Consider the following 22,478-nt stretch of genomic DNA (forward strand, 5'->3'; position numbering starts at 1 on the left):
CTAGCCGAACGTCACATAGACGAAGGCGAACAGGAACAGCCAGACCACGTCCACGAAATGCCAGTACCAGGCGGCGGCCTCGAAGCCGAAATGCTTCTGCGGGGTCAACTGGCCGGCGAGCAGGCGGAGCAGGCAGACGGCCAGGAAGATGGTGCCGAGCAGGACGTGGAAGCCGTGGAAGCCCGTCGCCATGAAGAAGATCGAACCGTACAGGCCCGAGTTGACGGCTTCTTCGTTGAAGAACAGGTGCTCGTGGAGAATGTGCTGGTATTCATAGACCTGAACGGCGGTAAACAGCGCGCCCAGGGCGACGGTGATGATCAGGCCCATCTGGGCGCCCTTGCGATCGCCGACCTGCAGCGCGTGGTGCGCCCAGGTCACGGTCGTGCCCGACAGCAGCAGGATGACGGTGTTCAGCAGCGGCAGCTGCCACGGATCCAGGACTTCGATGCCCTTCGGCGGCCAGGTCGACCAGGCGGCGGCGGTATCGGCCCAGTTGGAGATTTCCGGGATATGGGCACGGGCTTCGTTGAAGACCGCCATCTCGAAGAACATCCAGAAGAAGGCCGCGAAGAACATCACCTCGGAGGCGATGAACAGCACCATGCCGTAGCGCAGGCCGATCGAGACGACAGGGGTGTGATCGCCCCTGTGGCTTTCCTTGATCACATCCGCCCACCAGCCGAAGGCCGAATAGAGCACGCCGGCCAGTCCCGTGAAGAACAGCCATGACGTGCCTTCCTCAATGCCGAAGAGGCCCTTCATCCAGGCCACGGCACCGACCATCATGATCGTCGTGGCGATGGAGGCGACCAGCGGGTAGGGGCTGGGATCGACCAGATGATAGTCGTGGTGCGGAGCGGCGTGGGCCATGCGTCGTGTCTCTGAATCGGCGAGAGAAGAGAAGTTCGAACGGGCTATAGCGTCGGTGTTCAGCCCGCGCCAGTGCCCCTGCGGGAGGCGTTCTGATTAGGAGCCCCCTGATCGTCCTGCACGGGGTAGAAGGTGTAGCTGAGGGTGATCTCATTGACGCCCGCGACCTCGCGGTCATCGACCATCTCGGGCGCGATGAAATACTGCATCGGGAACTGTCGGGTCTCGCCCGCCGCGATGGTCTGATCGTCGAAGCAGAAGCATTCCAGCTTCTGGAAATAGGCCCCGGTCTGCTCAGGCACGACGTTGTAGCTGGCGCGCGCCAGGATCGGCTTGTCCGAGGTGTTGGTGACGTCGAAATAGGCAATGCCGGTCTCGCCGACCTTCACCCGCTGGGTGACCTGTTCGGCCTTGAACACCATGGGCAGGCCCCGGACATTGGTGTCGAAGCGGATCACCACTTCCCGGTCCAGGGTCTCGGTCGGGGCCTTGTCCGCCCTCATGGTTGTCCCGTTGAAGCCGGTGACCTGGCAGAACATCCGGTACAGCGGCACCGCTGCGAAGGCCGCGCCGGTCATGGTCACGACCACCCCGGCGCACAGCAGGGCGATCAGTTTTGCGGATCGGGGCGCGGCCATCAGCTGGACGCTTCCGCCATGGTCGCGGCCTGGACCGGGGCCGTCGCCACTGCGCGGTCCTGGGCCGTACGGGCCGTCAGATTCGCCTGCATCCGCATGAAGGTCGTGGTGAAGATCAGCACGATGAAGGCCACCAGACCCAGGGCGATCCACAGGCTGCGCTTGTTGCGTGCGGCGAGTTGTTCGGGCGTCAGATAGGCGGGCATGGGCTCAGGTTCCGGGAACGACGAAGCTCTCGACCAGAAGGGCCGCGAACAGCGCCATGAGATACAGGATCGAGAAGGCGAACAGGTTCCGCGCCGGTTTGGCCTCGGCGCGAACGTCATACAATGCGGCCTCTCGCCCCACGGCCTCGGCCTTGTCAGGCTCGTCTCCGGCGCGGGACCGCCACAGACGGGCGGCCAGGCCCAGGAAGGCCAGTCCGCCGACGATCGCTACGATCCTGTAGATCATGTCGCCCATGCCGACGAAGCCAGGGGCGATCGCGACCGGGACGAAGATCAGGCTGTAGAGCAGGATCTGCAGCCGGGTCGATTTCGCCCCCCTGGCCACCGGCATCATCGGGATGCCGGCCTTGGCGTAGTCGCCGGCCGAATAGAGTGCGAGCGCCCAGCTGTGCGGCGGGGTCCACAGGAAGATGATCAGAAACAGCAGCCACGCCTGCCACGGCGCGTCCCCGGTCGCGGCGGCCCAGCCGATGACCGGCGGAAACGCGCCCGCCGCCCCGCCGATGACGATGTTCTGCGGCGTCCGGCGCTTCAGCAGCATGGTGTAGAAGACGGCGTAATAGACGATGGTCATGGCCAGCAGACCGGCCGCGAACCAGTTCGTGTTCATGCCCAGCAGCATGACCGAAAAGACCGACAGGACGATGCCGAAGGCGATGGCGTCGTTGCGCTTCAGCCGTCCCGCAGCGACGGGGCGACCCCGCGTGCGGCGCATCAGGGCGTCGGTCTCGCCCTCGATGGCCATGTTCAGAGCGCCCGCCGCACCGGCGCCCACGGCGATACACAGGATGGCGATGGCGGCGACCAGCGGATTGATCGAACCCGGCGCGACGACCAGGCCGGTCGCGGCCGTGAACACCACCAGCGACATGACGCGCGGCTTCAGCAGCTGGAAGAAGTCTTCCGGCTGGGTGGTCGACGGGACGTGGGCTTGGCTTGGGCTTGGGGCTTGGGTCATCAAATGAGAGGGGCCGCCTCCCGGGGTCGGAAGGCGGCCCTTATCCTAACACGAACAGGGAAGGCCTAGTGGCTGTCGTCCTTGACCACCGGCAGTTCGTTGAACTGGTGGTGGGGCGGGGGCGAGGACAGGGTCCACTCCAGGGTCGTGGCGCCTTCGCCCCAGGGGTTGGCGACGCCTGGACGACGACGCACGGCGGCCTCGACCAGCATGATCAGGAAGACCAGAACGCCGACGGCGGTGATGGCATAGCCCCACGACGAAACCTGGTTCCACAGGGTATAGGCTTCCGGATAGTCGATGTAGCGGCGCGGCATGCCCTGCAGACCCAGGAAGTGCTGCGGGAAGAAGACGATGTTCACGCCCACGAACATGATCCAGAAATGGGTCGCGCCGAGGAACTCGTTGTATTTCACGCCGAACATCTTCTCGAACCAGTAGTAGAAGCCGGCGAAGATCGCGAACACGGCACCCAGCGACAGCACATAGTGGAAGTGGGCCACCACGTAATAGGTGTCGTGCAGGCTGTAATCGATGCCGGCGTTCGACAGGACCACGCCGGTCACGCCGCCGACGGTGAACAGGAAGATGAAGCCGATGGCCCACAGCATGGGGGTCTTGAAGCTGACCGAACCGCCCCACATCGTTGCGATCCAGCTGAAAATCTTCACGCCCGTGGGCACGGCGATGATCATGGTCGCGGCGATGAAATAGGCGCGCAGGTTCACGCTCATGCCGACCGTGTACATGTGGTGCGCCCACACGATGAAGCCGACGAAGCCGATGGCGACCATCGCGTAGGCCATGGCGAGGTAGCCGAAGACGGGCTTCTTCGAGAAGGTCGAGACGATGTGCGAGATGATGCCGAAGCCTGGCAGGATCAGGATGTACACCTCGGGGTGACCGAAGAACCAGAACAGGTGCTGGAACATCACCGGGTCGCCGCCGCCGGCCGGATCGAAGAAATGGGTGCCGAAGTTACGATCCGTCAGCAGCATGGTGATGGCACCAGCCAGAACGGGCAGCGACAACAGCAGCAGGAAGGCGGTGACCAGCACCGACCAGGCAAACAGCGGCATCCGGTGCAGGGTCATGCCCGGCGCGCGCATGTTGAAGATGGTGGTGATGAAGTTGATCGCGCCCAGGATCGACGAGGCCCCCGCGACGTGCAGCGAGAAGATCGCCAGGTCCATGGCCGGCCCGGTGTGGCCGACGGTGGAGAGCGGCGGATAGATGGTCCAGCCGCCGCCGAAGCCCTTGCCAGGGCCGCCGTCGACGAACATCGACAGGCACAGCAGCACCCAGGCCGAGACCAGCAGCCAGAAGGAGATGTTGTTCATGCGCGGGAAGGCCATGTCCGGCGCCCCGATCATGATCGGAACGAACCAGTTGCCGAAGCCGCCGATCATGGCGGGCATGACCATAAAGAAGATCATGATCAGGGCGTGGGCCGTGACGGTGACGTTGTAGCCGTGCTTGGACGCCTCGACGATGCCCAGCTGCTGGATCAGGCCGCCTTCGACGAAATACTGGATGCCCGGCTCGGCCAGCTCCAGGCGAATCAGTCCGGAGAGGAAGCCGCCCACGATGCCCGCCATGATGGCGAACAGCAGGTACAGGGTCCCGATGTCCTTGTGATTGGTCGAAAGGAACCAGCGGGTGAAGAAGCCCGGCTTGTGGTCGTGCTCGGCGTGGGCGTCGTGGCCCGGCCCGGAGTGATCAGGGGCGTGGGTGTCGGCGGTGATGTCGGTGGCCATGTCGGTCTCTGGCTCGCGGTTACTGGGCGGCCGGGGCCGCGGCGGCGGGAGCCGTCGCAGCGGGAGCGGTTCCGGCGGCGGGAGCCGTCGGCGTGGTTGCAGTCTGGGCGGTCGGAGCCGCGGCGTCGGTCGCGGTCACGGCGCCGGTCGTGCCGGCGGCGACCTGGGCGGTGGTGCCGCCTGGCGCTTCGGCGGCCGTTTTCGGCGTCATCGAACCACCCTTGGAGGCGACCCAGGCGGCGAACTCGGCCTCGGTCACGACATTGATCTGGATCGGCATGAAGGCGTGGTCGACGCCGCACAGTTCCGAGCACTGGCCGTAGAAGATCCCGGTGCGCTCGGCGCGGAACCAGGTCTCGTTGACCCGACCCGGGACGGCGTCGGTCTTCAGGCCGAAGGCCGGCAGGGCGAAGGCGTGGATGACGTCGGCGGCCGTGACCAGAACGCGGACGGTCTTGCCGACCGGCACCACGATCGGCTCGTCGGCGGCCAGGCGGTACGGAACGTTCTGGGCGCGGGCCTCGTCTTCCGGCAGCATGGACGAGATGTATTCGGCGATGCCCTGGTCCGGATACTCATAGGCCCAGTTCCACTGGTTGCCGGTCGCCTTAACCGTCAGGTCGGGCGTCGGCATGTCGTGGTAGGCGAACAGCAGGCGGAACGAGAACAGCGAAATCCCGACCAGGATCATGACGGGCAGGACCGTCCAGATGATCTCGATCAGGGTGTTGTGGCTCCACTTCGCCGGCACCGGATTGGCCTTGGCGTTGTAGCGGATCGCGATCCAGATGATCAGGCCCAGCACCAGCACGCAGATCGCGGTGATGATCGGCATCAGGATGGCGTCGTGGAAGATGTGCGCCTCGTGCTTCAGCGGTGAGGCGGCCGGCTGCAGACCGATCCCGCCCGGGGTCGGCTGGCCCATCAGGTCCTGCGCCCACGTCGGTGTGGCGAAGAAGACGGCGAGCGATGCGGAGGCCAGAACGCCACCGGCCTTGCTCAGGGCTCGTGTGCCCAGTCCCATGCGAGAAATCCTCATCAAAGTCATCTGCATCAAGTATTTGAGATTCACTCGCAAACACTTGGCCGGGCTCTCGGGAGACGCGGCGTTTCAGGGCCGGTCCATATCGCCCCGGTTCGCGGTTGCCAAGCGATTGGGCGTCGCAGGCGCGATTTCGTCGCGTCGTCGCGACGGCACGGGATTCTTAAATCGCTGTCATGTTTGAACAGCTACCTTGCGCTACAAGATACCTTGCGATAGCCTGTGAAAATCAAAGGAGGTGTTCGGACATGCCCGAAACCATAGAGATTCAGCTGAAGAAGGGGGTGTTGGGACTGTGTGTCCTGGCCCTCCTGGCCCGCGCCGACAGCTATGCCTACGAGATCGCCAGCCGCCTGTCGGATGCGATCGACATGGGCGAAGGCACCATCTACCCGCTCATGCGCCGCATGCAGACTGACGGGCTGGTGGAGACCTATCTGGTCGAATCATCGTCGGGGCCATCGCGTAAATACTATCGGCTCAGCCCGGCCGGCCGCGATGCGCTGGCCGCCCAGTCCGCCGAATGGACCCATTTCACCCGCGCCGTGGACGCCATCGTCGCAAACGACGCACCCATTGCCGCCGCCCCCCCCGTCGTCGCTGAGCCTGGAGAGCCCGCATGACCCGTACAGAATTCCTCAGTCGCCTGAGACAGGGCCTCGTCGGCCTGCCGATGTCTGTGGCCGCCGAGATCGCCGCCGACTACGAGACCCATTTCGACGACGGCATAGCCGCCGGCAGGTCCGAGGCCGAGGTGGCGGCCGCGCTCGGCGATCCCGCACGCCTGGCTCGCGAGCTGCGCGCCGAGGCGGGCGCCCAACGCTGGCATCAGGAAAAGAACCCCTCCGCCGCCGCCGCCGCCGTCTTCGCGGTCCTGGGCCTGGGGGCCATCGACATCCTGATTCTGCTGCCCATCCTGATGGGCGTGATCGGCACCCTGTTCGGCATGTTCATCGCTGTGATCGCGCTGTTCGTCTCAGGTGGTGCCATCATGGTTGCCGGGCCGTTCGCCGGGTTCCCGGGTGGCGTTGCCGCAGCGCTGCTGGCGGGTCTTGGCCTGATGGCCGGGGCAGCCTCGGCCGGGGCCCTGCTGGCCGTCGTCACCATCTGGCTGGTCAACGGCATCGTCTGGTTCGCCCGCCTCCACTACCGCCTGCTCAAGCCTGCGCTTGAGCCCCAGTCCAACACTGTCACGGGAGATCCCGCATGATCCGGACCCTTCTCATCATCGCCGCCGCCGGGCTCGTCCTGGCCACAGCCTCCCTCGCCGGCGCCTTTGCCCTGGGGGGCCGCGACATGGCCCGCAACGGCTGGGAGTGGACCTTCAACGACCCTGATGGCGACACCGTCTCGTTCAGGCGCGAGGACGGCACGCGCGGTCCTGACACGACCCGGACCCTCGAGTGGACCGGCGGCCAGACCCTGACCGTCGATCTGTCGGCCGACGTCGAATACGTCCAGGGCGATACGCCGGGCGTCACCGTCACCGGCCCGGCCCAACTGGTCGAGAAGGTGCGACTGGTCGACGGACGCCTGACCTGGGCGGACACAGACGGCCCCAACCACGAGACGGTCGTCTTCGGCCGGAACGAACACGGCCGGGGCATCTGGGTCCATTCCGAAGAGGTGAAGATCGTCGTCACGGCACCCGCCATCAACACCTTCAACGTGGAAGGATCGGCCAGTGTGCTGCTGCGCGACTATGACCAGGACACCCTGTCGGTCGATATCTCGGGTTCCGGCGAGGTTTCGGCGACCGGTCGCACCCGCGCCCTCGAAGTCGACATCTCCGGCTCCGGCGACGCCGACCTGGGCTCGCTCATGACAACTGACGCCAATGTCGCCATCGCCGGGTCGGGAGACGCGGTGGTGGCGCCAACGGGCAAGGCGGACATCTCGATCTCCGGATCGGGCGACACCGTCCTGACCACCCGCCCCGCGACGGTGAACCAGAACATCTCGGGCTCGGGCGAGGTGGATTTCGCAACGGTCTCCACCACGATCACCACCTCGCGGGAACTCGCCCGGGGCCCCGGCGTATCGGTCAGCACCTCAAGGGAAGTTCCGGCGCCTTAAGCGACCGGCAGGCGTCTCCTCCCTGTTCGCCGCTTGGCGAATGGGGAGGTGGCAGCGAGCTCTTGCGAGCTGACGAAGGGGTTCTTAACGCCGCCAAGAACCCCTCCGTCTCCTTCGCTTCGCTACGGATCCACCTCCCCGTCGCTGCGCGACGGGGAGGAGACGGTTGGACCGCAGCCCCTTCCCTCCCTATCTTCCCCGCATGACCGTCCACATCCCCCCGCCGCCCCTGCTCGAAACCTCCGGCGTCGATCCCGACGAGGCCCTGTCGATCCTCCAGGGCGCGCTGCACGGCGCCGACGACGGCGAATTGTTCCTCGAACGCTCCGAATCCGAATCGCTCGTCTTCGATGACGGTCGTCTGAAATCCGCCGCCTATGACGCCACCGAGGGCTTCGGTCTTCGCGTCGTCGCCGGTGAGACCGCCGGCTACGCCCACGCCAACGAGATCAGCCCGGCCGCCCTGCGTCGCGCCGCCGATTCGGCCGCCCTCGCCAAGTCCGGCCATGCCGGCGTCACCGCCGAAGGTCCGCGCGCCACCAACCAGAAACTCTACGACGCGATCGATCCCCTCGCCTCGCCCGCCTTCTCCGACAAGATCGCCCTGTTGCAGGAGATCGACGCCTGGGCCCGCGCCCGCGACCCTCGCGTCGTCCAGGTCTCGGCCTCCATCGTCGGCGAGCGCCGCGCCATCGAGATATTGCGCGCCGACGCCCTGACCGTGCGCGACGTGCGCCCGCTCGTGCGGCTGAACGTCTCGATCACGGTCGAGAAGGACGGTCGGCGCGAAACCATGTCGAACGGTGCCGGCGGCCGCGCCGGGTTCGAAAACTGGATTACCCCCGACCGCTGGCAGGCCCAGGTCGACGAAGCCCTGCGCGGCGCACTGGTCAACCTCGAGGCCGTCGACTGCCCGGCCGGAGAGATGGACGTGGTCCTCGCCGCCGGCTGGCCCGGCGTCCTGCTGCATGAGGCCATCGGCCACGGCTTCGAGGGCGACTTCCACCGCAAGGGCTCGTCCGTGTTCTCGGGCATGATGGGCCAGCGCGTCGCCGCGCCGGGCGTCACCATCGTCGACGACGGCTCCATCGCCGGTCGTCGCGGTTCGCTCAGCGTCGACGACGAAGGCACCCCGACGTCGCGCACCGTCCTGATCGAGGACGGCATCATGGTCGGGCTGATGAACGACCGCATGTCAGCCCGTCAGCTGGGCCAGCGCGCCACCGGCAATGGCCGGCGCCAATCCTTCGCCCACCAGCCCATGCCGCGCATGACCAACACCTTCATGGAGGGCGGCTCGGCCAAACAGGCCGACATGATCGCCTCGACAAAACGCGGTCTCTATGCGGCCAATTTCGGCGGCGGCCAGGTCGACATCACCAACGGCAAATTCGTCTTCCAGTGCACCGAGGCCTACCTGATCGAGGACGGGAAGATCACCGCCCCGGTCCGCGGCGCGACCCTGATCGGCGACGGTGCCACAGCCCTGACCAATGTCTCGATGATCGGAGACGATTTCGCCTTCGACCCCGGCGTCGGCGTCTGCGGCAAGGCAGGCCAGGGCGTGCCCGTCGGCATCGGCCAACCTTCTCTCAAGATCGGCGGCCTGACGGTCGGCGGCACGGCGGTCTGAGGCCCATACCCATCAACAGACGCGCCGATTCCGTCAATCGAATCAAGGCGCGGCCCTGCTGAAGCGTCGTTTGTCCATCACTGTCCAAAACGACCTTACACTTCTCTCCGTGCGTCCCGGGAACTGAGGAGATGGTGAATTGGCCGGACGCTTCGAACGCTACGGACGCTTCGGACGGCGTTTTGGAGTCCGGTCAGGGCTCGACCTTCCAGTCCGGGCCGAGGATGTCGGCCCCTTCGGCTTCCAGCTGGTCCAGCACGCCGCCGGGCTCGGCAAGGATGCGCAAGGGCGCGACGCCCATGGTGACGCCGGGCTGGGCGAGGGCGGTTTGCGTCGCCGTGCGCCACTGCTCGCGAAGGGCGGGGGCAATTTCCGGATCGCCGGACGGCCAGCACAGGTTCAGAGCCTGATCCAGCGGGTTTGCCAGCACATCGGCGACCCGCAGCGACCGCCACGCCTCCAGACGCTCGACGGCACCGTCCGGGCCGGCCTCGGCGGCAGCGGCGGCAACGGCGATACAGGGGATATACTGGGCCGGGGGATTGGAAATCAGACCCTCAACCATCTCGTCGCCCCGGATGATCCCGACCGGTTCGCCGGGGAGCCGGGCCTCGCGCGCCGCGCGGCGCACGACGTCGGTGGCCCCCGAGCTACGACGCTCGCGACCCGCCATTTCAAGCAGGTCGAAGCCGAGGCCGATCAGGCTCTGGGTGCGCCAACGCTGGTTCTCTTCGACCATCAGAACCTCGATCCGGGCCTGAAGGTCCGGGGGCAGATAGTCGGCGGTTGTCGTCCCTTCGGGCAGGGTTGTGATCGTGCGGATGCGCCACACCAGACGCAGCATGTCGCTCATCGAGGCCCGGCCCTCGGTTGGATAGAGCACGCGTTGCGCGCGGGCGGTGGCTGCCTGAAGCGCCTCGGGCCGCCAGGCGAAATCGCGCGGCACGCCGCTGATCGATCCGACCAGGATGACCGTGCTTTCGCCGCGGGTCACCGTCCACATCGGCGCTCCGGCCCGGCGCGCAGTGACCACGATATCCTCGACCCGGTCTTCTTCCTGAGCGGTGACTGCGTCTTGAGCAAAGCTGGGCGCCGCTCCTCCCAGGGTCGCGATCAGCGCCAGTCCTGTCAGCCACGTTTTCATGCTCGAATCCCTTGAGTCTGTGTCGCGCTGGACCATCCGCAGCGGTTGTGGCTCAAGCGTGGCAGTGGCGACGGAACCTCACCGCCGCCGCCGGGTTTCGCTCCCGACTTCCCTTGTTCAGGTCTCGCCCGCCATGGCCCACCCCCTGTCCCGCACCGACGTCCGACTCGGCCTCGCCGCCGTGGCTTTGGTCGGCGTCATCGGAACCGGCTCCCTCATGCTGGGCGGATCGGAGACGGGCCGCCCGTTCGGACGCGGCCTCGCCATCGCCGTTGTGCCTCCGGTCGAGCCCGGGGTTCTGCCCGGCGAGACGATGGAGGTCGGTGCCCTGAGCGACGGCTTCGACCGCGCCACTCTCGAACGGGTCGCCGAGCCCCCCCTGGACGACACCCTGCCACCACAGGCCTGGATCGGCGACGAATCCCCCGATGACCCAACGCCTCGCATGCCCATGCCGACGCCGGTCAGCCCTCCGCGCGTCATCGAGGTCGCCGCGCCCCCCGCCGATCCGCTGGCCGACGGCTCTCGCGCCTTCGGGTTCGACCAGCCCCGGCCGGACTACGCCCGCGAGCGCGCCCTGCGCTGGAACAGGCTGGAAACAGTCTCCCCGCAAGGTCCAGCACCGGCTCCTATCAATGACGGCGGCGAAGTCGTTCAGTATTCGTCCGAATAAGCCACAAAGATTGCGGCGCTGTAATGCTGTCGTAGATTTAATCCACCTGTCCAGCTTGTAACTGGAGATAAAGGTGCACGGCCGTCACACGTCCCTCCAGCAACGAGGGGAACCCCAGGCGATGACCAAGACCATTCTTCTGGCCACGACGGCCATCATGTTCAGCGCAGGCGGCGCACTGGCGCAGACCGCCCCCCAAAACCCGGCCCCGCTCCCGGCTTCGGCCGCCCCGACCCCCGCCGCTGATTCCACCCAGGCCGGCGTCCTGGTCTTCACCCCCGACTTCTTCGCCGACCAGCGCCCGAACACGGCGCTCGACATGGTCAACCGCGTTCCCGGCTTCTCGGTCCAGGACGGCGACGGCTCGCGCGGCTTCGAAGGCGCGGTCGGCAATATCCTGATCAACGGCGCCCGCCCGGCCTCCAAGAACGACGCCGGCTCCTCGGTCCTCAGCCGCACCCTCGTCCCCCAGGTCGAGCGTATCGAACTGATCCGGGGGGGCGCGCCCGGCATCGACATGCAGGGCTATTCGGTCGTGGTGAACGTCATCACCAAGACCCAGTCCAGCCATGAATCGATCCTGACCGGAACGGCCTTCCTGTTCGAGGGTGGCCAGGACGCCGCCAACGGCAGCTATCAGTTCACCGCCCGCGACGGCGACCGCACCTGGGGCTTCACCCTGTCGGACGGCATCAGTGTCAACGATTCCAATGGTGTAGGCCGTGTCATCCGACGTGACCGCAACGGCGTCGTGCTGCGCGATGAGGGCTATTTCAACGACCAGCAGGGAGGCGGCCAGAGTATCCGCGGCAACTACGCCGATGCCTTCCTGGGCGGCAAGATCGACCTGACCGCCCGGGTCGGCCAGTTCGACTACAGCCAGTGGAGCCGGCAGGATGCGCCGGGCGTTCTGCGCCAGAACGCCTACGAAGAAGACGAGACCAACGGCGAGGTCGGCCTGGTCTTCACCCGGCCCCTGCGCTCCGGCCTGGTCTCCGAGACCCGGTTCATCCGTGAATGGGAGGACTCCGAAAGCGCGGCCGTCTCAACCAACCGCGTCGGCGCCGTCGTCAGCCCGGAACAGCGTTTCGAAGCCAACGGGAATGCATCCGAGACCATCCTGCGGTCCTTGCTCCGGTGGGAACGGTCGTCATCGATGACGGTCGAGGCCGGCGGCGAGGTCGCCTACAACATGCTGGAGGTCGATCAGGCGTTCAGGGTCGGCGGCGTCGGGGTGCCGCTTCCTTCGGCCTCCGTGAAGGTCGAGGAGACCCGCGGCGAGGCGTTCGGCAAGGCGACCTGGCGGGTGCGCCCGAACCTGGCGATCGAGGGTGGCCTGCGCCTTGAGGGTTCGACCATCACCCAGTCCGGCGACGCCGATCAGGAAAAGAGCTTCTTCTTCGCCAAGCCGCGCGTCCAGGTCACCTGGACCCCCATGCCCCAGAACCAGTTCCGCTTCCGCTTCGAACGTGACCTGGGCCAGCTGGACTTCGGCGACTTCGCGGCCTCGTCGGAGCTGGCGGACGAGAACGTCTTCGGCGGCAACGTCGACCTGGAGCCGGAGCAGCGCTGGATCTCGGAGATCACCTACGAGCGCCGCTTCCTGGGCGACGGCATCGTGTCGGTCGGTTATCGCCACGACGAGATCATCGATGTGATTGATCGCCTGCCCCTGCCGGGAGACCTGTCTGCGACGGGCAACATCGGCGACGGCACCCTGGATCAGCTGGCGGTCAATGTCGTGATCCCGCTGGACTGGACCGGCTTCTCCGGCGGCCAATTCCAGTTCCGCAACACCTGGAACAAGACCGAGGTCACCGACCCGACCACCGGCCTGACGCGCCCCATTTCCGGCGTTCGTCCGTCCCAGCCCGGGTTCACCTTCTCCCAGGACATCACGAGCTGGAAGATCAACTGGTCGGCCACCTATCTCGATAGTCTGCGCCAGACTTCCTACGATCCGGACCAGACCTCCGGGTTCACGGGCCACGACTATTTCGAGGGCGTCGTCGAATACAAGCCGACGCCTACGCTTGGGATCATGGTCAAGGTCAACGTCTGGAACGACTTCCAGGTCGAACGCACCGTCTATGCCAACCGCACCGCGGCGCGGCCGATCGCGTTCGTCGAACTGCGCCCGGTCGATCCCCGAACCTTCTGGCAGATCCGCGTGCGCAAGACGTTCTGACCGTTCGCCACATCGCCGCCGCCGCACAGAGCACGGGATCCGCACCGACGTCCGCGGCGGAGGCTCCGGCAAGTCGGACTTCCAGCAGATCGCCCTGACCCTGCCGATGGACCGGCTGGGGCTGACGAACGCCCGGCTGCAGGCGCGGGCAACGTTCCGTCAGGCCAGAATCACCGACCCCCTGACGGGTAAAGACCGGCCTCTGTCGGGTCAGGGCGCGTTCGGCTGCGGCGTCAGCTTCAACCCGGGTCTGCGGGGCGGGCGCTGGTCCTGCGGCTTCGACTACGGCCGCAACAGCGCGCCCCTGTCGTTCCGCGAGGAACGGGGCACGAAGATGAGCCCGTGGCTGTTCATCCAGATCCGCAAGACCCTGTAGGTGTGCCGACCGGGAGGGCAACCTGACGGCTGGCGATGTCAAAGACCGTTCCGACAGAGGGCGGCCCGGCTTCGCGGCACAAGGGTCGGGTAGCGAATTAATTCCCATTCCTCGGGTTTGAAAAAGGCGGCGCCCGCGAGGACGCCGCCCTTTCTCTTGCCGACAGGCGGGTCAGCCCGTCGTGGTGGCTCCAGGCCGGGCGACGTTTCCGTCTTCGCGACCCGCGTCCGTCAGGGACGGTCCCGGGTGGTTGTCCGGATCGTTCGCCCCGTTCGACCACTTCGCGATGAAGACGCTGAGGACGATGAAGCCGATGCCGATGCCTACACCCCACAGACCGATCAGATTGAAGGTCTGCAGCGAGGTCTGGAGCGCGGCCTCGGGATTCGAGACCTCGCCGCCGACGGTGTCGGTGCCGGCCATTTTGGCGATCTCGCCGCCCAGGAAGTGGGCGATGGCGGAGGCCATGAACCAGACCGCCATCATGAAGCTGACGATCGAGGCGACCGACAGTTTCGTGATCTCGGACAGGCCAACCGGCGACAGGAACAGCTCGCCTGTCGTGTGCAGCATGTAGAGGAAGGCCAGCAGCACCAGCGGGGTGCGGAAGGCATCGTCAACCATGCCTGAGTTGGCACCCCAGACCACGACCAGGAAGCCCAGGCCGACCTGCATGATGCCGAGGCCGAACTTGACCACCGGATTCGGGTCCATCTTGCGCTGGGCCAGGAAGGCCCACAGGGCCGCGAAGATCGGCGCGAAGATCAGGATGAAGCCGGCGTTGAACGACTGGGTCTGGGAGGCCGTGATCGAGGTGTCGATCCACAGGCCCGTGGTCGGCAGGCCCGCCGCCGCGATCTGCACCGGCGTGCCGTAGGGGACGCCGAGGACGGTCCCGGCCGCGCCCGTCAACGACAGGTCGACGTTACGGTCGGCGAACAGGTTCAGCGAGGAACCGGCCTGTTCGAACAGGGTGAAGAACACCGCAGACCCGAAGATCAGCACCATGGCCAACATCATCCGCTCGCGCGCGACCTTGTCGCCCTTGAGCTTGAAGACGATGAACCAGACGACGAAACCGATCGCGGCGATGGTCGACAGCAGAAGACCCTGACCGACCAGAGTATGGTTCGGCACGATAAAGAACAGGGCGCCGACGCCGACGAAGGCCAGCAGATAGATGATGGTTTCCCGGTTCAGGAAGCCGGCGACCGGCTTCCTGATCAGCTCGGGGAACGGGCTCTCGCCCTTGCCCTGCAGCAACGGCTTGCCCAGCCAGAAGACGACCAGGCCGAAGGCCATGCCGATACCCGCGAGGCCGAAGCCCCAGCTCCAGCCGAAATTCTGGCCGAGATAGCCGCACAGCACCGCCGCCCAGAAGGCGCCGAGGTTGATGCCGTAGTAGTAGAGGGTGAAGCCCGAATCCCGCCGGGGATCGCCCTGCGGATACAACTGGCCCACCAGGCTGGAGATGTTCGGCTTCAGGAATCCGACCCCCATGATGATCAGGGACAAGGCCAGGAAGAACCAGGGCTCGCCGGTCGATTTGATCACATCGGACTGGACCGGAGCCGTCGCCAGGGGCGAACCGGCCGGCAGGCCGGCAATGGTGACCGCGCCGCTTTCGCCGGTCGTGTAGTCATAGGCCTGACCGTCGACAAGGACCTGGGCGATGTTCAGTTCGCCGCGCTCGACGCTCTGGACCTGATAGGTCTGATCGCCCGAACGCAGGACCTGCTGGGCCGGGCTGCCTTCGACGGCCATCAGGCCGTGACCCATGACCAGCAGGACGGCGCCGAACATGATGGCCTTGCGGGTGCCGATGTAGCGGTCGGCGACGATGCCGCCGATCAGCGGCAACAGATACACCAGCGAGCCGTAGGTGCCGTACTGGCCGGAGGCCTGCTCGTCGGGAAAGAGGAAATGCTGGGTCAGATAGAAGATCAGCAGGCCGCGCATGCCATAGAAGGAGAACCGCTCCCACATCTCGGCGAAGAAGCAGATCAGCAGGCCCTTGGGGTGCTGCTTCAGGATCTGCAGCAGGACCGGAATGCCGGTCGCCAGGGTGATGAACACCCCCAGAAGGATGACGATGTTCACGCCTGGCCTCCTGCACTGTTCACAAGTCGTCGAAGCCCGAGGGCCCCCTCTTCGGTCTGGATCAACCGCCCACTCCCTAACACCGCGCCGAACCGGCGCGCTCAACCCGGCATAAGCAGCACGCCGGGCAAGACCGGACAAGCCTTATGGATAACCGAACCGTCACAAGGCGGCGATGCAGCGCCGGTGAGGCGGAGAAAACGCCCTCCCCCTCGGGGGAGGGGCTTGGCGTCGCGCCGGGGCGGGGGCGGCAGGGTGATGCGGATACAGGCCTCGGTTTTTGCCTTGCCGTCCCCACCCGGTCTGCGCCTTCGGCTCCGACCACCCTCCCCCGTGGGGGAGGGAAAATGCGGGACGTGATTCATCGCTCTTCCGCTGTGAACGGGTCGGGGAAGTGGACGGAGCCCGGGCGGTCGCCCGGAACCGGGATGGCCCCCTGCTTTCGCGTTACGGGGACCGGATGGGAATTTTCGGCTCGCGCCGGGGCTCCGTCGCGACCGGTTCACGCGAGCGGCCGGTGACGGGCTTCGTGCAGCCTGTGAGGTTTTCGTCGTTTTCGACCCCCACGCTTTGCGCCGCTTAAACCCAGTCCGGCCTCAGCCCGCGACGGGCGGAGGGTGTCAGGTCCCTCCGGGCTCCATGGTTTGTCACCCCATGGACAGTCCTGCATCAGCGCCGGTTCGTGCCTCCACAGATCCAGCTCCTCGCCGGATCAGGGTCCTCGGCCGCGCGCAGCGATACAGTTTCCCGCTCGATCGCGCCCCGCCGCACGTCCGGGTCCTGGGCCCAGGACGCCTTCCCCCTGCGACGGGACGGCGAGAAGTGTAGGCGCGGTTTGGGAGGGGGCGCACATAAAGGCTCTAAATAATCCCGGGCGTTGAAATCGTTGGGGTCCTGGGGGGATGTGTTGATGGGTATGGGGCCGTTTCCCTTCTCCCCTTGCGGGAGAAGGTGGCAGCCGAAGGCTGACGGATGAGGGGTCGTACGGGCGGCTGGGTTGGGGTTGGAACGGGCTCACTGGCCAAGGGCGGTGCGACCCCTCACCCGCCCGCGCCAGGACGACGGCTACGCCGCCGTGCGCGAGCTCCCTCTCCCGCAAGGGGGAGAGGGGCTTCCTAATGAAAATCCCGCGACCCCGGCAGGATGCGGACGTCGCGGGGATGCCGTCCGCGGGTCGGGGCGTGGCCGGATCCGGGCGTCTGGTCCGTGGACAGATGGCCCAGCATCGGGGTCCAGTCGACAAGGTCCTCGACCACCAGATGGGTCACCCCTTCGGCGCGCTGGACCTTGCCGGTGACCAGGACCATGCGGGCCCCCATGGCGATGGGGCGCAACCGTTCGAACACGTCGGGCCAGACCACGAGGTTGGCCACCGCCGTCTCGTCCTCGATGGTCAGGAACACCACCCCCTTGGCGGTACCGGGCCTCTGACGGACCAGAACGACCCCGCCGACGCGGACGCGGCGGTTCTCCCTGACCGTCCTGTAGGCCTCGGCCGTCACGGCTCCGGCCTGCGTCAGCCGCTCGCGCAGGAAGGAGACAGGGTGACCCTTCAGCGACAGCCGGAGGGTCTGATAGTCGCCGACCACCTCCTCGGCCTCGGTCAGGCGCGGCAGGGCGGCCGGGGGAGCGCCGTCCGCCTCGTCCAGACCCATGGCTGCGAACAGGGGCGCGGAGGACACCGGCACCGCCCCCCTGGCCACCCACATCCCCTGACGCCGCGACAGATCCAGCGACCCATAGGCGTCCGCCTCCGCCAGCCGGTCCAGGGCGGGAGGCGACAGCCCGGCGCGGACGCGCAGGTCCTCGAGGTCGCGGAAGGGCGCGAGGGCGCGAGCGGCGATGACAGGCTCGGCCCACGCCTCCCTGAACCCGTCGATGGAACGCAGGCCGAGCCGCAGGGCGCGCTGCCCGCCTGTCCGGCCCGGTTCCAGGGTCGCGTCCCAGTCGCTGGCGTTCACATCGGGATGCCGCACCTCGACCCCATGCTCCTGCGCATCCCGCACGATCTGGGCCGGCGCATAGAATCCCATCGGCTGGCTGTTCAACAGACAGGCTGCAAAGACGTCCGGGTAGAAGCATTTCACCCAGGCCGAGACATAGACCAGGAAGGCGAAGGAACAGGCGTGGCTCTCCGGAAAGCCGTACTCGCCGAAGCCCTTGATCTGGTCGAAGCATTTCCGGGCGAAGACGGGATCGTAACCCCGGTCCGTCATCCGGCCGACGAAGATCTCTTCATAGGTCCCGATCGTGCCCATGTGCCGGAAGGTGGCCATCGCGCGACGCAAGCCATTGGCTTCCCTTGAGGTGAATTTCGCCGCGTCCATGGCGATCTTCATCGCCTGCTCCTGAAACAGGGGCACGCCGAGGGTCTTGTCGAGGACGAGCTTCAGTTCGTTCTTCGGGCCGTGCTCCGGCGCCGGATGCGGGTAGTCGATGACGAAGGGGACGCCCGCCTTTTCCGCCGCGCGCCGCTCGGCCCGGCGCTTCAGATAGGGATGGACCATGTCGCCCTGGATCGGGCCGGGGCGAACGATCGCGACCTGGACCACCAGGTCGTAGAACACGCGCGGCTGAAGTCTCGGCAACATCGCCATCTGGGCCCGGCTCTCGACCTGGAAGACGCCGAGCGAATCCGCCTTGCAGAGCATGTCATAGACCTCCGGTTCCTCCCGCGGCACCGTGTGCAATTTCAGGGATCGCCCGTAGCTCCTTTCGATCATGCCGAAGGCGCGCTTCAGCGCCGTCAACATGCCCAGGGCCAGCACATCGACCTTCATCAACTTCAGATGATCGATGTCGTCCTTGTCCCATTCGATGAAGGTGCGGTCCTTCATCGCCGCATTGCCGATGGGCACGATCTCGCACAGTGGTCCGTGGCTCAGCACATAGCCGCCGACGTGCTGCGACAGATGGCGCGGAAACCGGATCAGTTCGGCCGTCAACGCCAGGGCCAGGGCCATGCGGGCGTCGTCACGGCTGACCCCGGTGCGATCGACGTCGTCCGCCCGGACCTCCGGGCCGTAGGAGCCCCAGACCGTATCGGCCAGGCGGGCGGTGACGTCCTCGGTCAGACCCAGAGCCTTGCCCACATCCCGGATCGCCGAGCGCGGCCGATAGTGGATGATGGTCGCCACGATGCCCGCCCGGTCACGGCCGTAGCGGCGGTAGACATACTGCATCACCTCCTCGCGCCGCTCGTGCTCGAAATCGACGTCGATGTCCGGCGGTTCGGACCGGTCAGCCGAGATGAACCGCTCGATCAGCACATCCTGTTCGGCCGGATTGACGTTGGTGATCCCCAGGCAAAAACAGACGATCGAATTCGCCGCCGAGCCCCGGCCCTGGCACAGAATTTCGCTGGGCCGGCTCCGGGCCCAGTCGACGATGTCGTGCACGGTGAGAAAGTAGTTCGGATATTTCAGCTGTTTGATCAGCTTCAGTTCACTGACGATCTTGACCCGCAGGGCGGCCGGGACAGACCCGTTCCGGTCCAGACGTTCGCGCGCGCCCTTGAAGGTCAGGCGGATCAGCCGGCGCTGGGCGGTCCAGCCGCCAGGCACCGGTTCGTCCGGGTACTGATAGCTGAGCTCCCGCAGGGAGAAGGTGCATCCCCGCACCACCTCCATCGTGCGGGCCAGCGCCGCCTCGTGGCCTCTGAACAGGCGCGCCATTTCGGCAGGTGGCTTCAGGTAGCGCTCCCCGTTGGCCTGAAGGCAGAGCCCCGCCGTGTCGATCGTGGTCCCCTCGCGGATACAGGTCAGGACGTCCTGCAGCGGGCGGCGGTCGGGGTGGTGGTAGATCGCCGCATTGGTGGCGATCATCGGGACGCCGGTCCGGCCGGCCATGGCCGCGAGACGGTTCAGCCGCCCCCGGTCGTCGCCGCGCCACAGGGGCTGGGCGGCCAGGTAGAGGGTGTCCGGCCAGGCGCGTCTCCAGGCGAGGAGGCGGGCCTCGAAAGCGGCGTCCGGAACCTCGGGCGCGACGGCCAGGGCGATCAGACCTTCGCCGTGGGCCACGGCCTCGTCGAAGGTCAGGCGGGTTTCGCCCTTGGCCGTGCGGTCGGGTTTCGCCTCGCCGGCCTCATCATCCTCCGGGCGACCGGGCTCGACCAGACGAAGGTGAGGGTGGGAAGGAGGCGCAGGATCGGACGGCGGCGGCGCGTCGTCGAGAATCTCGCTCTTGCCCAGGGTCAACAGGCGGCACAGGCGGCCGTAGGCGGCGCGGTCGCGGGGGAAGACGATCAGTTCGGTCCCGTCGAGGAAGCCCAGCCGAACCCCGACGACCAGACGAATGTCGGACGCCTCCGCCCCCATCAGGGCCCGGACGATCCCGGCCAGGGTGTTGCGGTCGGCGATGCCCACGGCGGCGAGACCCAGGGTCCTGGCCTGCATCATCATCTCGCCGGGATGGGACGCGCCCTCCAGGAAGCTGAAGTTGGTCAGGGCGCCGAGCTCGGCGTATTCGCCGTCCCATGCCGGGGTCGGGGCCGTCACGGGAACATCCCGTGCATCCACCACGAGGGCGCGCGCTCGTCCTTCGCGCCCGTGTATTCGGCACCGTACAGTCCCTCCCGGAACAGCCAGTAGCGCAGGCCCTGGTCGTCCTCGATCCGGTAATAGTCGCGGGTCCGGGCCAGACGTCCGTCGGGGCGGGGCCGCCACCACTCCGGCGACAGGCGTTCGGGGCCGTCGGCGCGGGACACTTTCCGCAGCACGCGACGCCAGGTGAACTGGGCCGGGGCGCGATCCGGCAGCCCGGCGACAACCTCCACCGGTTCGGGCGGATCGAGCAGCAGCAGGGGTCGCGTCCGGCCCGGATCCGACGCGCCTTCGGCCGGGGGAGACGCCCTGCCCGGACGGTGAGCCAGGCGGGGGGCCAGGGCGGGCCGCCAGCGTTCGGCGCGTTCGGGGATCCAGCTGCCGCCCGGCTCGGCGACCCGGACCGAGGCCTCGCCCAGACGGGCCGACAGACGGTCGATCAGGGCGGCCAGACCCTCGGCATGGCGGGCCTGTTGCTCATCGCCCATGGCGACCTGAAGCGTGACCAGGGGCTCGGCGAGGTCGGCGGTCAGCATCAGGGCGTCGATGCCGAAGCCGGGGTCGATCCGCTCGATGCCGGTTTCCCGGAACAGCCGCATCCAGATCGACACGTCGCGCAGGGCGCGGCCCATGCGGACCGAGACGGCGCTGGTCCGGCCGTCGACGCGGAAGGCGGTCAGGGTCAGGGCCCGCGCCCCCTGTCCGTCGCCCTCCATCGTTCGGGCCAGGCTCCCGGCGAGACCGGGCAGGCGCGCCTCGATTCCCGCCGTATCGGTCAGGGGATCGGCATAGGCCTCCCAGCCGCGATAGCGCGGCGGGGCGCGCGTCGGGATCAGGGCTTCGCCGGTCGTGCCCAGGGCCTGGTCGAGACGGCGGACCAGTCCGACCCCGGCCCCGTCGCGGAAGCGGCGGGCGAGGCCGGCGCGCGGCATGGGATAGAGGTCGCCGATCCGCCTGAGCCCGAACCGCCGGGTCTGTTTCAGGGCGGCGTCATCGATACGCAGGGCTTCGACCAGCAGGGGGGCCAGGGCCTCGCGGACATCGGCGTCCGTGGCGATCCGCGTCGCGCCGCCATAGCGGGCCAGGGCCCAGGCGGCGCCGGGGCCGGGGGCCATGGCGGCGCGGGCGCGGATGCCGGCCTCGGCCAGGCGCTGCTCGATGCGGACGATCGCCGCGTCTTCTCCCCCGAACAGATGGGTCGCGCCGGTCAGGTCGAGGAACAGCCCCTCGAGCCCGCCCCCGGACGGATCGACCGTGACAGCCGGCGACCAGCGCTCGCCCCAGACGGCCAGGGCCTCAAGGGCGTGCAGATCGGCCGCGAGGTCGGCCGGGTGGCAGGCCAGATGCGGGATCATGGCCAGGGCGTCGGCCTGGGTCTGGCCTCGTGACAGGTTCAGGGCGCGGGCGGCGGGGTTCAGGGCATGGATGATCGCCCCCCGCGCGGTGCGCAGGATCAGGGCCAGGGGACCCGCATGGGGCACGAACGGATCAGGCGTAGCGGGTCCGGCCGATCGAGCCCAGACCGTCACCGGCCAGTCGATCAGCCAGACGGAGACGATGCGTCTCATCATCCTGCTCCAGCATCCAGACGCCCGGCCGCTCCATCCGGCTGCGGGTCATTTCGGCACGGATCATCATCCGGCCCGGCGCGCGCTCGTCGAAGGCATCGCCAGAACTCGCAAAAGTTGTGATACACCAGCGCCGACGCGCGGCGCTGAGGTCGCCGGATCGGGCGCGGAGCAGAAGACCGGAACAGCCGCCGTCGCGGGCGGCGAATTCCAGCCGCCGGGTCTGGGCCAGTTCGGCCCCGTCGACGGTGCCGATCACCAGGGCGGCGCCGCCGGACCGCAGCGCCTGCTCCATGGCCCAGAGCGCCAGAGCCTCGGTCCGGGTCTCGACCAGAACAAAGCCGTCGCGCGCCTGAAAGGCCTGCAGGCCGGGACCGTAGGGGCGGCCATTCTCGTGAAGCCAGGCCTGGGTCACGCTCATCACCACACCCCGCCTCGCGTCCAGCGACGCGCGGCCGAGGGTGAAGGCGAAGGCCGCCGCCATGTCGCGGACGCCGCCGGCGCACACCTCCTCCAGCCCCTCCGACAGGGGAGACAGGGGCGGCGGGACAGCGTCCGGCTCTGGCGACGAATGGGTGAACATGGCGGGAAAGGACTCCATGTTCATTATTTGTTCCGTTTCAGGCAGAGTCAAACCGGAATCGCCTCGTCTGACGACGACTCCATAATTTCTACCTGTGGGTG

At 67.3% G+C, this 22,478-nt stretch carries 18 protein-coding genes; 7 read left to right on the top strand and 11 right to left on the bottom strand.

The features are described 5' to 3' along the window. From ACW18A_RS12935 to coxB, 6 genes are all read right to left on the bottom strand, one after another. Positions 1–873 carry a cytochrome c oxidase subunit 3 gene (locus ACW18A_RS12935; protein WP_492022125.1) on the bottom strand — a complete coding sequence of 291 codons (873 nt, stop codon included), beginning with the start codon at positions 871–873 and terminating at the stop codon, positions 1–3. 59 nt (positions 874–932) lie between these two features. Further along, complete coding sequence (locus ACW18A_RS12940) at positions 933–1,511, bottom strand: cytochrome c oxidase assembly protein (RefSeq protein ID WP_492022126.1); 579 nt, start codon at positions 1,509–1,511, stop codon at positions 933–935. Beyond that, positions 1,511–1,717 carry a hypothetical protein gene (locus ACW18A_RS12945; protein ID WP_492022127.1) on the bottom strand — a complete coding sequence of 69 codons (207 nt, stop codon included), beginning with the start codon at positions 1,715–1,717 and terminating at the stop codon, positions 1,511–1,513. Before ACW18A_RS12945 ends, ACW18A_RS12940 begins: the two co-directional genes overlap by 1 nt. 4 nt (positions 1,718–1,721) lie before the next feature. Further along, positions 1,722–2,696, bottom strand: coding sequence for a heme o synthase (gene cyoE, locus ACW18A_RS12950; protein WP_492022128.1), 975 nt, complete (start codon positions 2,694–2,696; stop codon positions 1,722–1,724). 65 nt (positions 2,697–2,761) lie between these two features. Then, on the bottom strand, positions 2,762–4,453 hold the full coding sequence (gene ctaD, locus ACW18A_RS12955) for a cytochrome c oxidase subunit I (RefSeq protein WP_492022129.1): 1,692 nt from the start codon (positions 4,451–4,453) through the stop codon (positions 2,762–2,764). Positions 4,454–4,472: 19 nt separating this feature from the next. Further along, positions 4,473–5,477, bottom strand: coding sequence for a cytochrome c oxidase subunit II (coxB, locus tag ACW18A_RS12960; RefSeq protein WP_492022130.1), 1,005 nt, complete (start codon positions 5,475–5,477; stop codon positions 4,473–4,475). Between the two features lie 266 nt (positions 5,478–5,743). Between coxB and ACW18A_RS12965 the strand changes: the two genes are divergently transcribed. The 4 genes from ACW18A_RS12965 (at position 5,744) to tldD (ending at position 9,204) form a co-directional block, all read left to right on the top strand. After that, positions 5,744–6,118: a PadR family transcriptional regulator gene (locus ACW18A_RS12965; protein WP_492022131.1), complete on the top strand. Its 375-nt coding sequence runs from the start codon at positions 5,744–5,746 to the stop codon at positions 6,116–6,118. Then, positions 6,115–6,705: a DUF1700 domain-containing protein gene (locus tag ACW18A_RS12970; protein ID WP_492022132.1), complete on the top strand. Its 591-nt coding sequence runs from the start codon at positions 6,115–6,117 to the stop codon at positions 6,703–6,705. Before ACW18A_RS12965 ends, ACW18A_RS12970 begins: the two co-directional genes overlap by 4 nt. Beyond that, positions 6,702–7,571, top strand: a complete 870-nt coding sequence (locus ACW18A_RS12975; RefSeq protein WP_492022133.1) for a GIN domain-containing protein — start codon at positions 6,702–6,704, stop codon at positions 7,569–7,571. Before ACW18A_RS12970 ends, ACW18A_RS12975 begins: the two co-directional genes overlap by 4 nt. 202 nt (positions 7,572–7,773) lie before the next feature. Beyond that, the gene (tldD, locus tag ACW18A_RS12980) at positions 7,774–9,204 is read left to right on the top strand and encodes a metalloprotease TldD (protein ID WP_492022134.1); all 1,431 of its coding nucleotides are present in this window, start codon (positions 7,774–7,776) and stop codon (positions 9,202–9,204) included. A 193-nt stretch (positions 9,205–9,397) separates the two neighbouring features. On the opposite strand, the gene ACW18A_RS12985 is transcribed toward tldD, so the two are convergent. After that, positions 9,398–10,348, bottom strand: a complete 951-nt coding sequence (locus tag ACW18A_RS12985) for a TraB/GumN family protein (protein ID WP_492022135.1) — start codon at positions 10,346–10,348, stop codon at positions 9,398–9,400. 133 nt (positions 10,349–10,481) lie between these two features. On the opposite strand from ACW18A_RS12985, the gene ACW18A_RS12990 reads away from it, so the two are divergent. From ACW18A_RS12990 to ACW18A_RS13000, 3 genes are all read left to right on the top strand, one after another. Beyond that, a complete protein-coding gene (locus ACW18A_RS12990; protein ID WP_492022136.1) occupies positions 10,482–11,021 on the top strand; it encodes a hypothetical protein in 540 nt (179 codons plus the stop codon). Between the two features lie 121 nt (positions 11,022–11,142). Further along, on the top strand, positions 11,143–13,209 hold the full coding sequence (locus ACW18A_RS12995; protein ID WP_492022137.1) for a TonB-dependent receptor plug domain-containing protein: 2,067 nt from the start codon (positions 11,143–11,145) through the stop codon (positions 13,207–13,209). Between the two features lie 106 nt (positions 13,210–13,315). Further along, complete coding sequence (locus ACW18A_RS13000) at positions 13,316–13,585, top strand: hypothetical protein (RefSeq protein ID WP_492022138.1); 270 nt, start codon at positions 13,316–13,318, stop codon at positions 13,583–13,585. Positions 13,586–13,756: 171 nt separating this feature from the next. Here ACW18A_RS13000 and ACW18A_RS13005 read toward each other — a convergent pair whose 3' ends face one another. The 4 genes from ACW18A_RS13005 to ACW18A_RS13020 all read right to left on the bottom strand — a co-directional run bounded on the left by ACW18A_RS13005 (position 13,757) and on the right by ACW18A_RS13020 (position 22,401). Continuing rightward, on the bottom strand, positions 13,757–15,685 hold the full coding sequence (locus ACW18A_RS13005; RefSeq protein WP_492022139.1) for a peptide MFS transporter: 1,929 nt from the start codon (positions 15,683–15,685) through the stop codon (positions 13,757–13,759). A gap of 1,115 nt (positions 15,686–16,800) precedes the next feature. Then, positions 16,801–20,181: an error-prone DNA polymerase gene (locus ACW18A_RS13010; protein WP_492022140.1), complete on the bottom strand. Its 3,381-nt coding sequence runs from the start codon at positions 20,179–20,181 to the stop codon at positions 16,801–16,803. After that, positions 20,178–21,797 (bottom strand): Y-family DNA polymerase, encoded by a 1,620-nt coding sequence (locus ACW18A_RS13015; RefSeq protein WP_492022141.1) that lies wholly within the window; start codon positions 21,795–21,797, stop codon positions 20,178–20,180. Before ACW18A_RS13015 ends, ACW18A_RS13010 begins: the two co-directional genes overlap by 4 nt. Continuing rightward, positions 21,715–22,401 (bottom strand): ImuA family protein, encoded by a 687-nt coding sequence (locus ACW18A_RS13020; protein WP_492022142.1) that lies wholly within the window; start codon positions 22,399–22,401, stop codon positions 21,715–21,717. The genes ACW18A_RS13015 and ACW18A_RS13020 overlap by 83 nt, the downstream gene beginning before the upstream one ends. Positions 22,402–22,478 lie beyond the last annotated feature (77 nt).

This window comes from Brevundimonas sp. AVps5 (assembly GCF_058681515.1).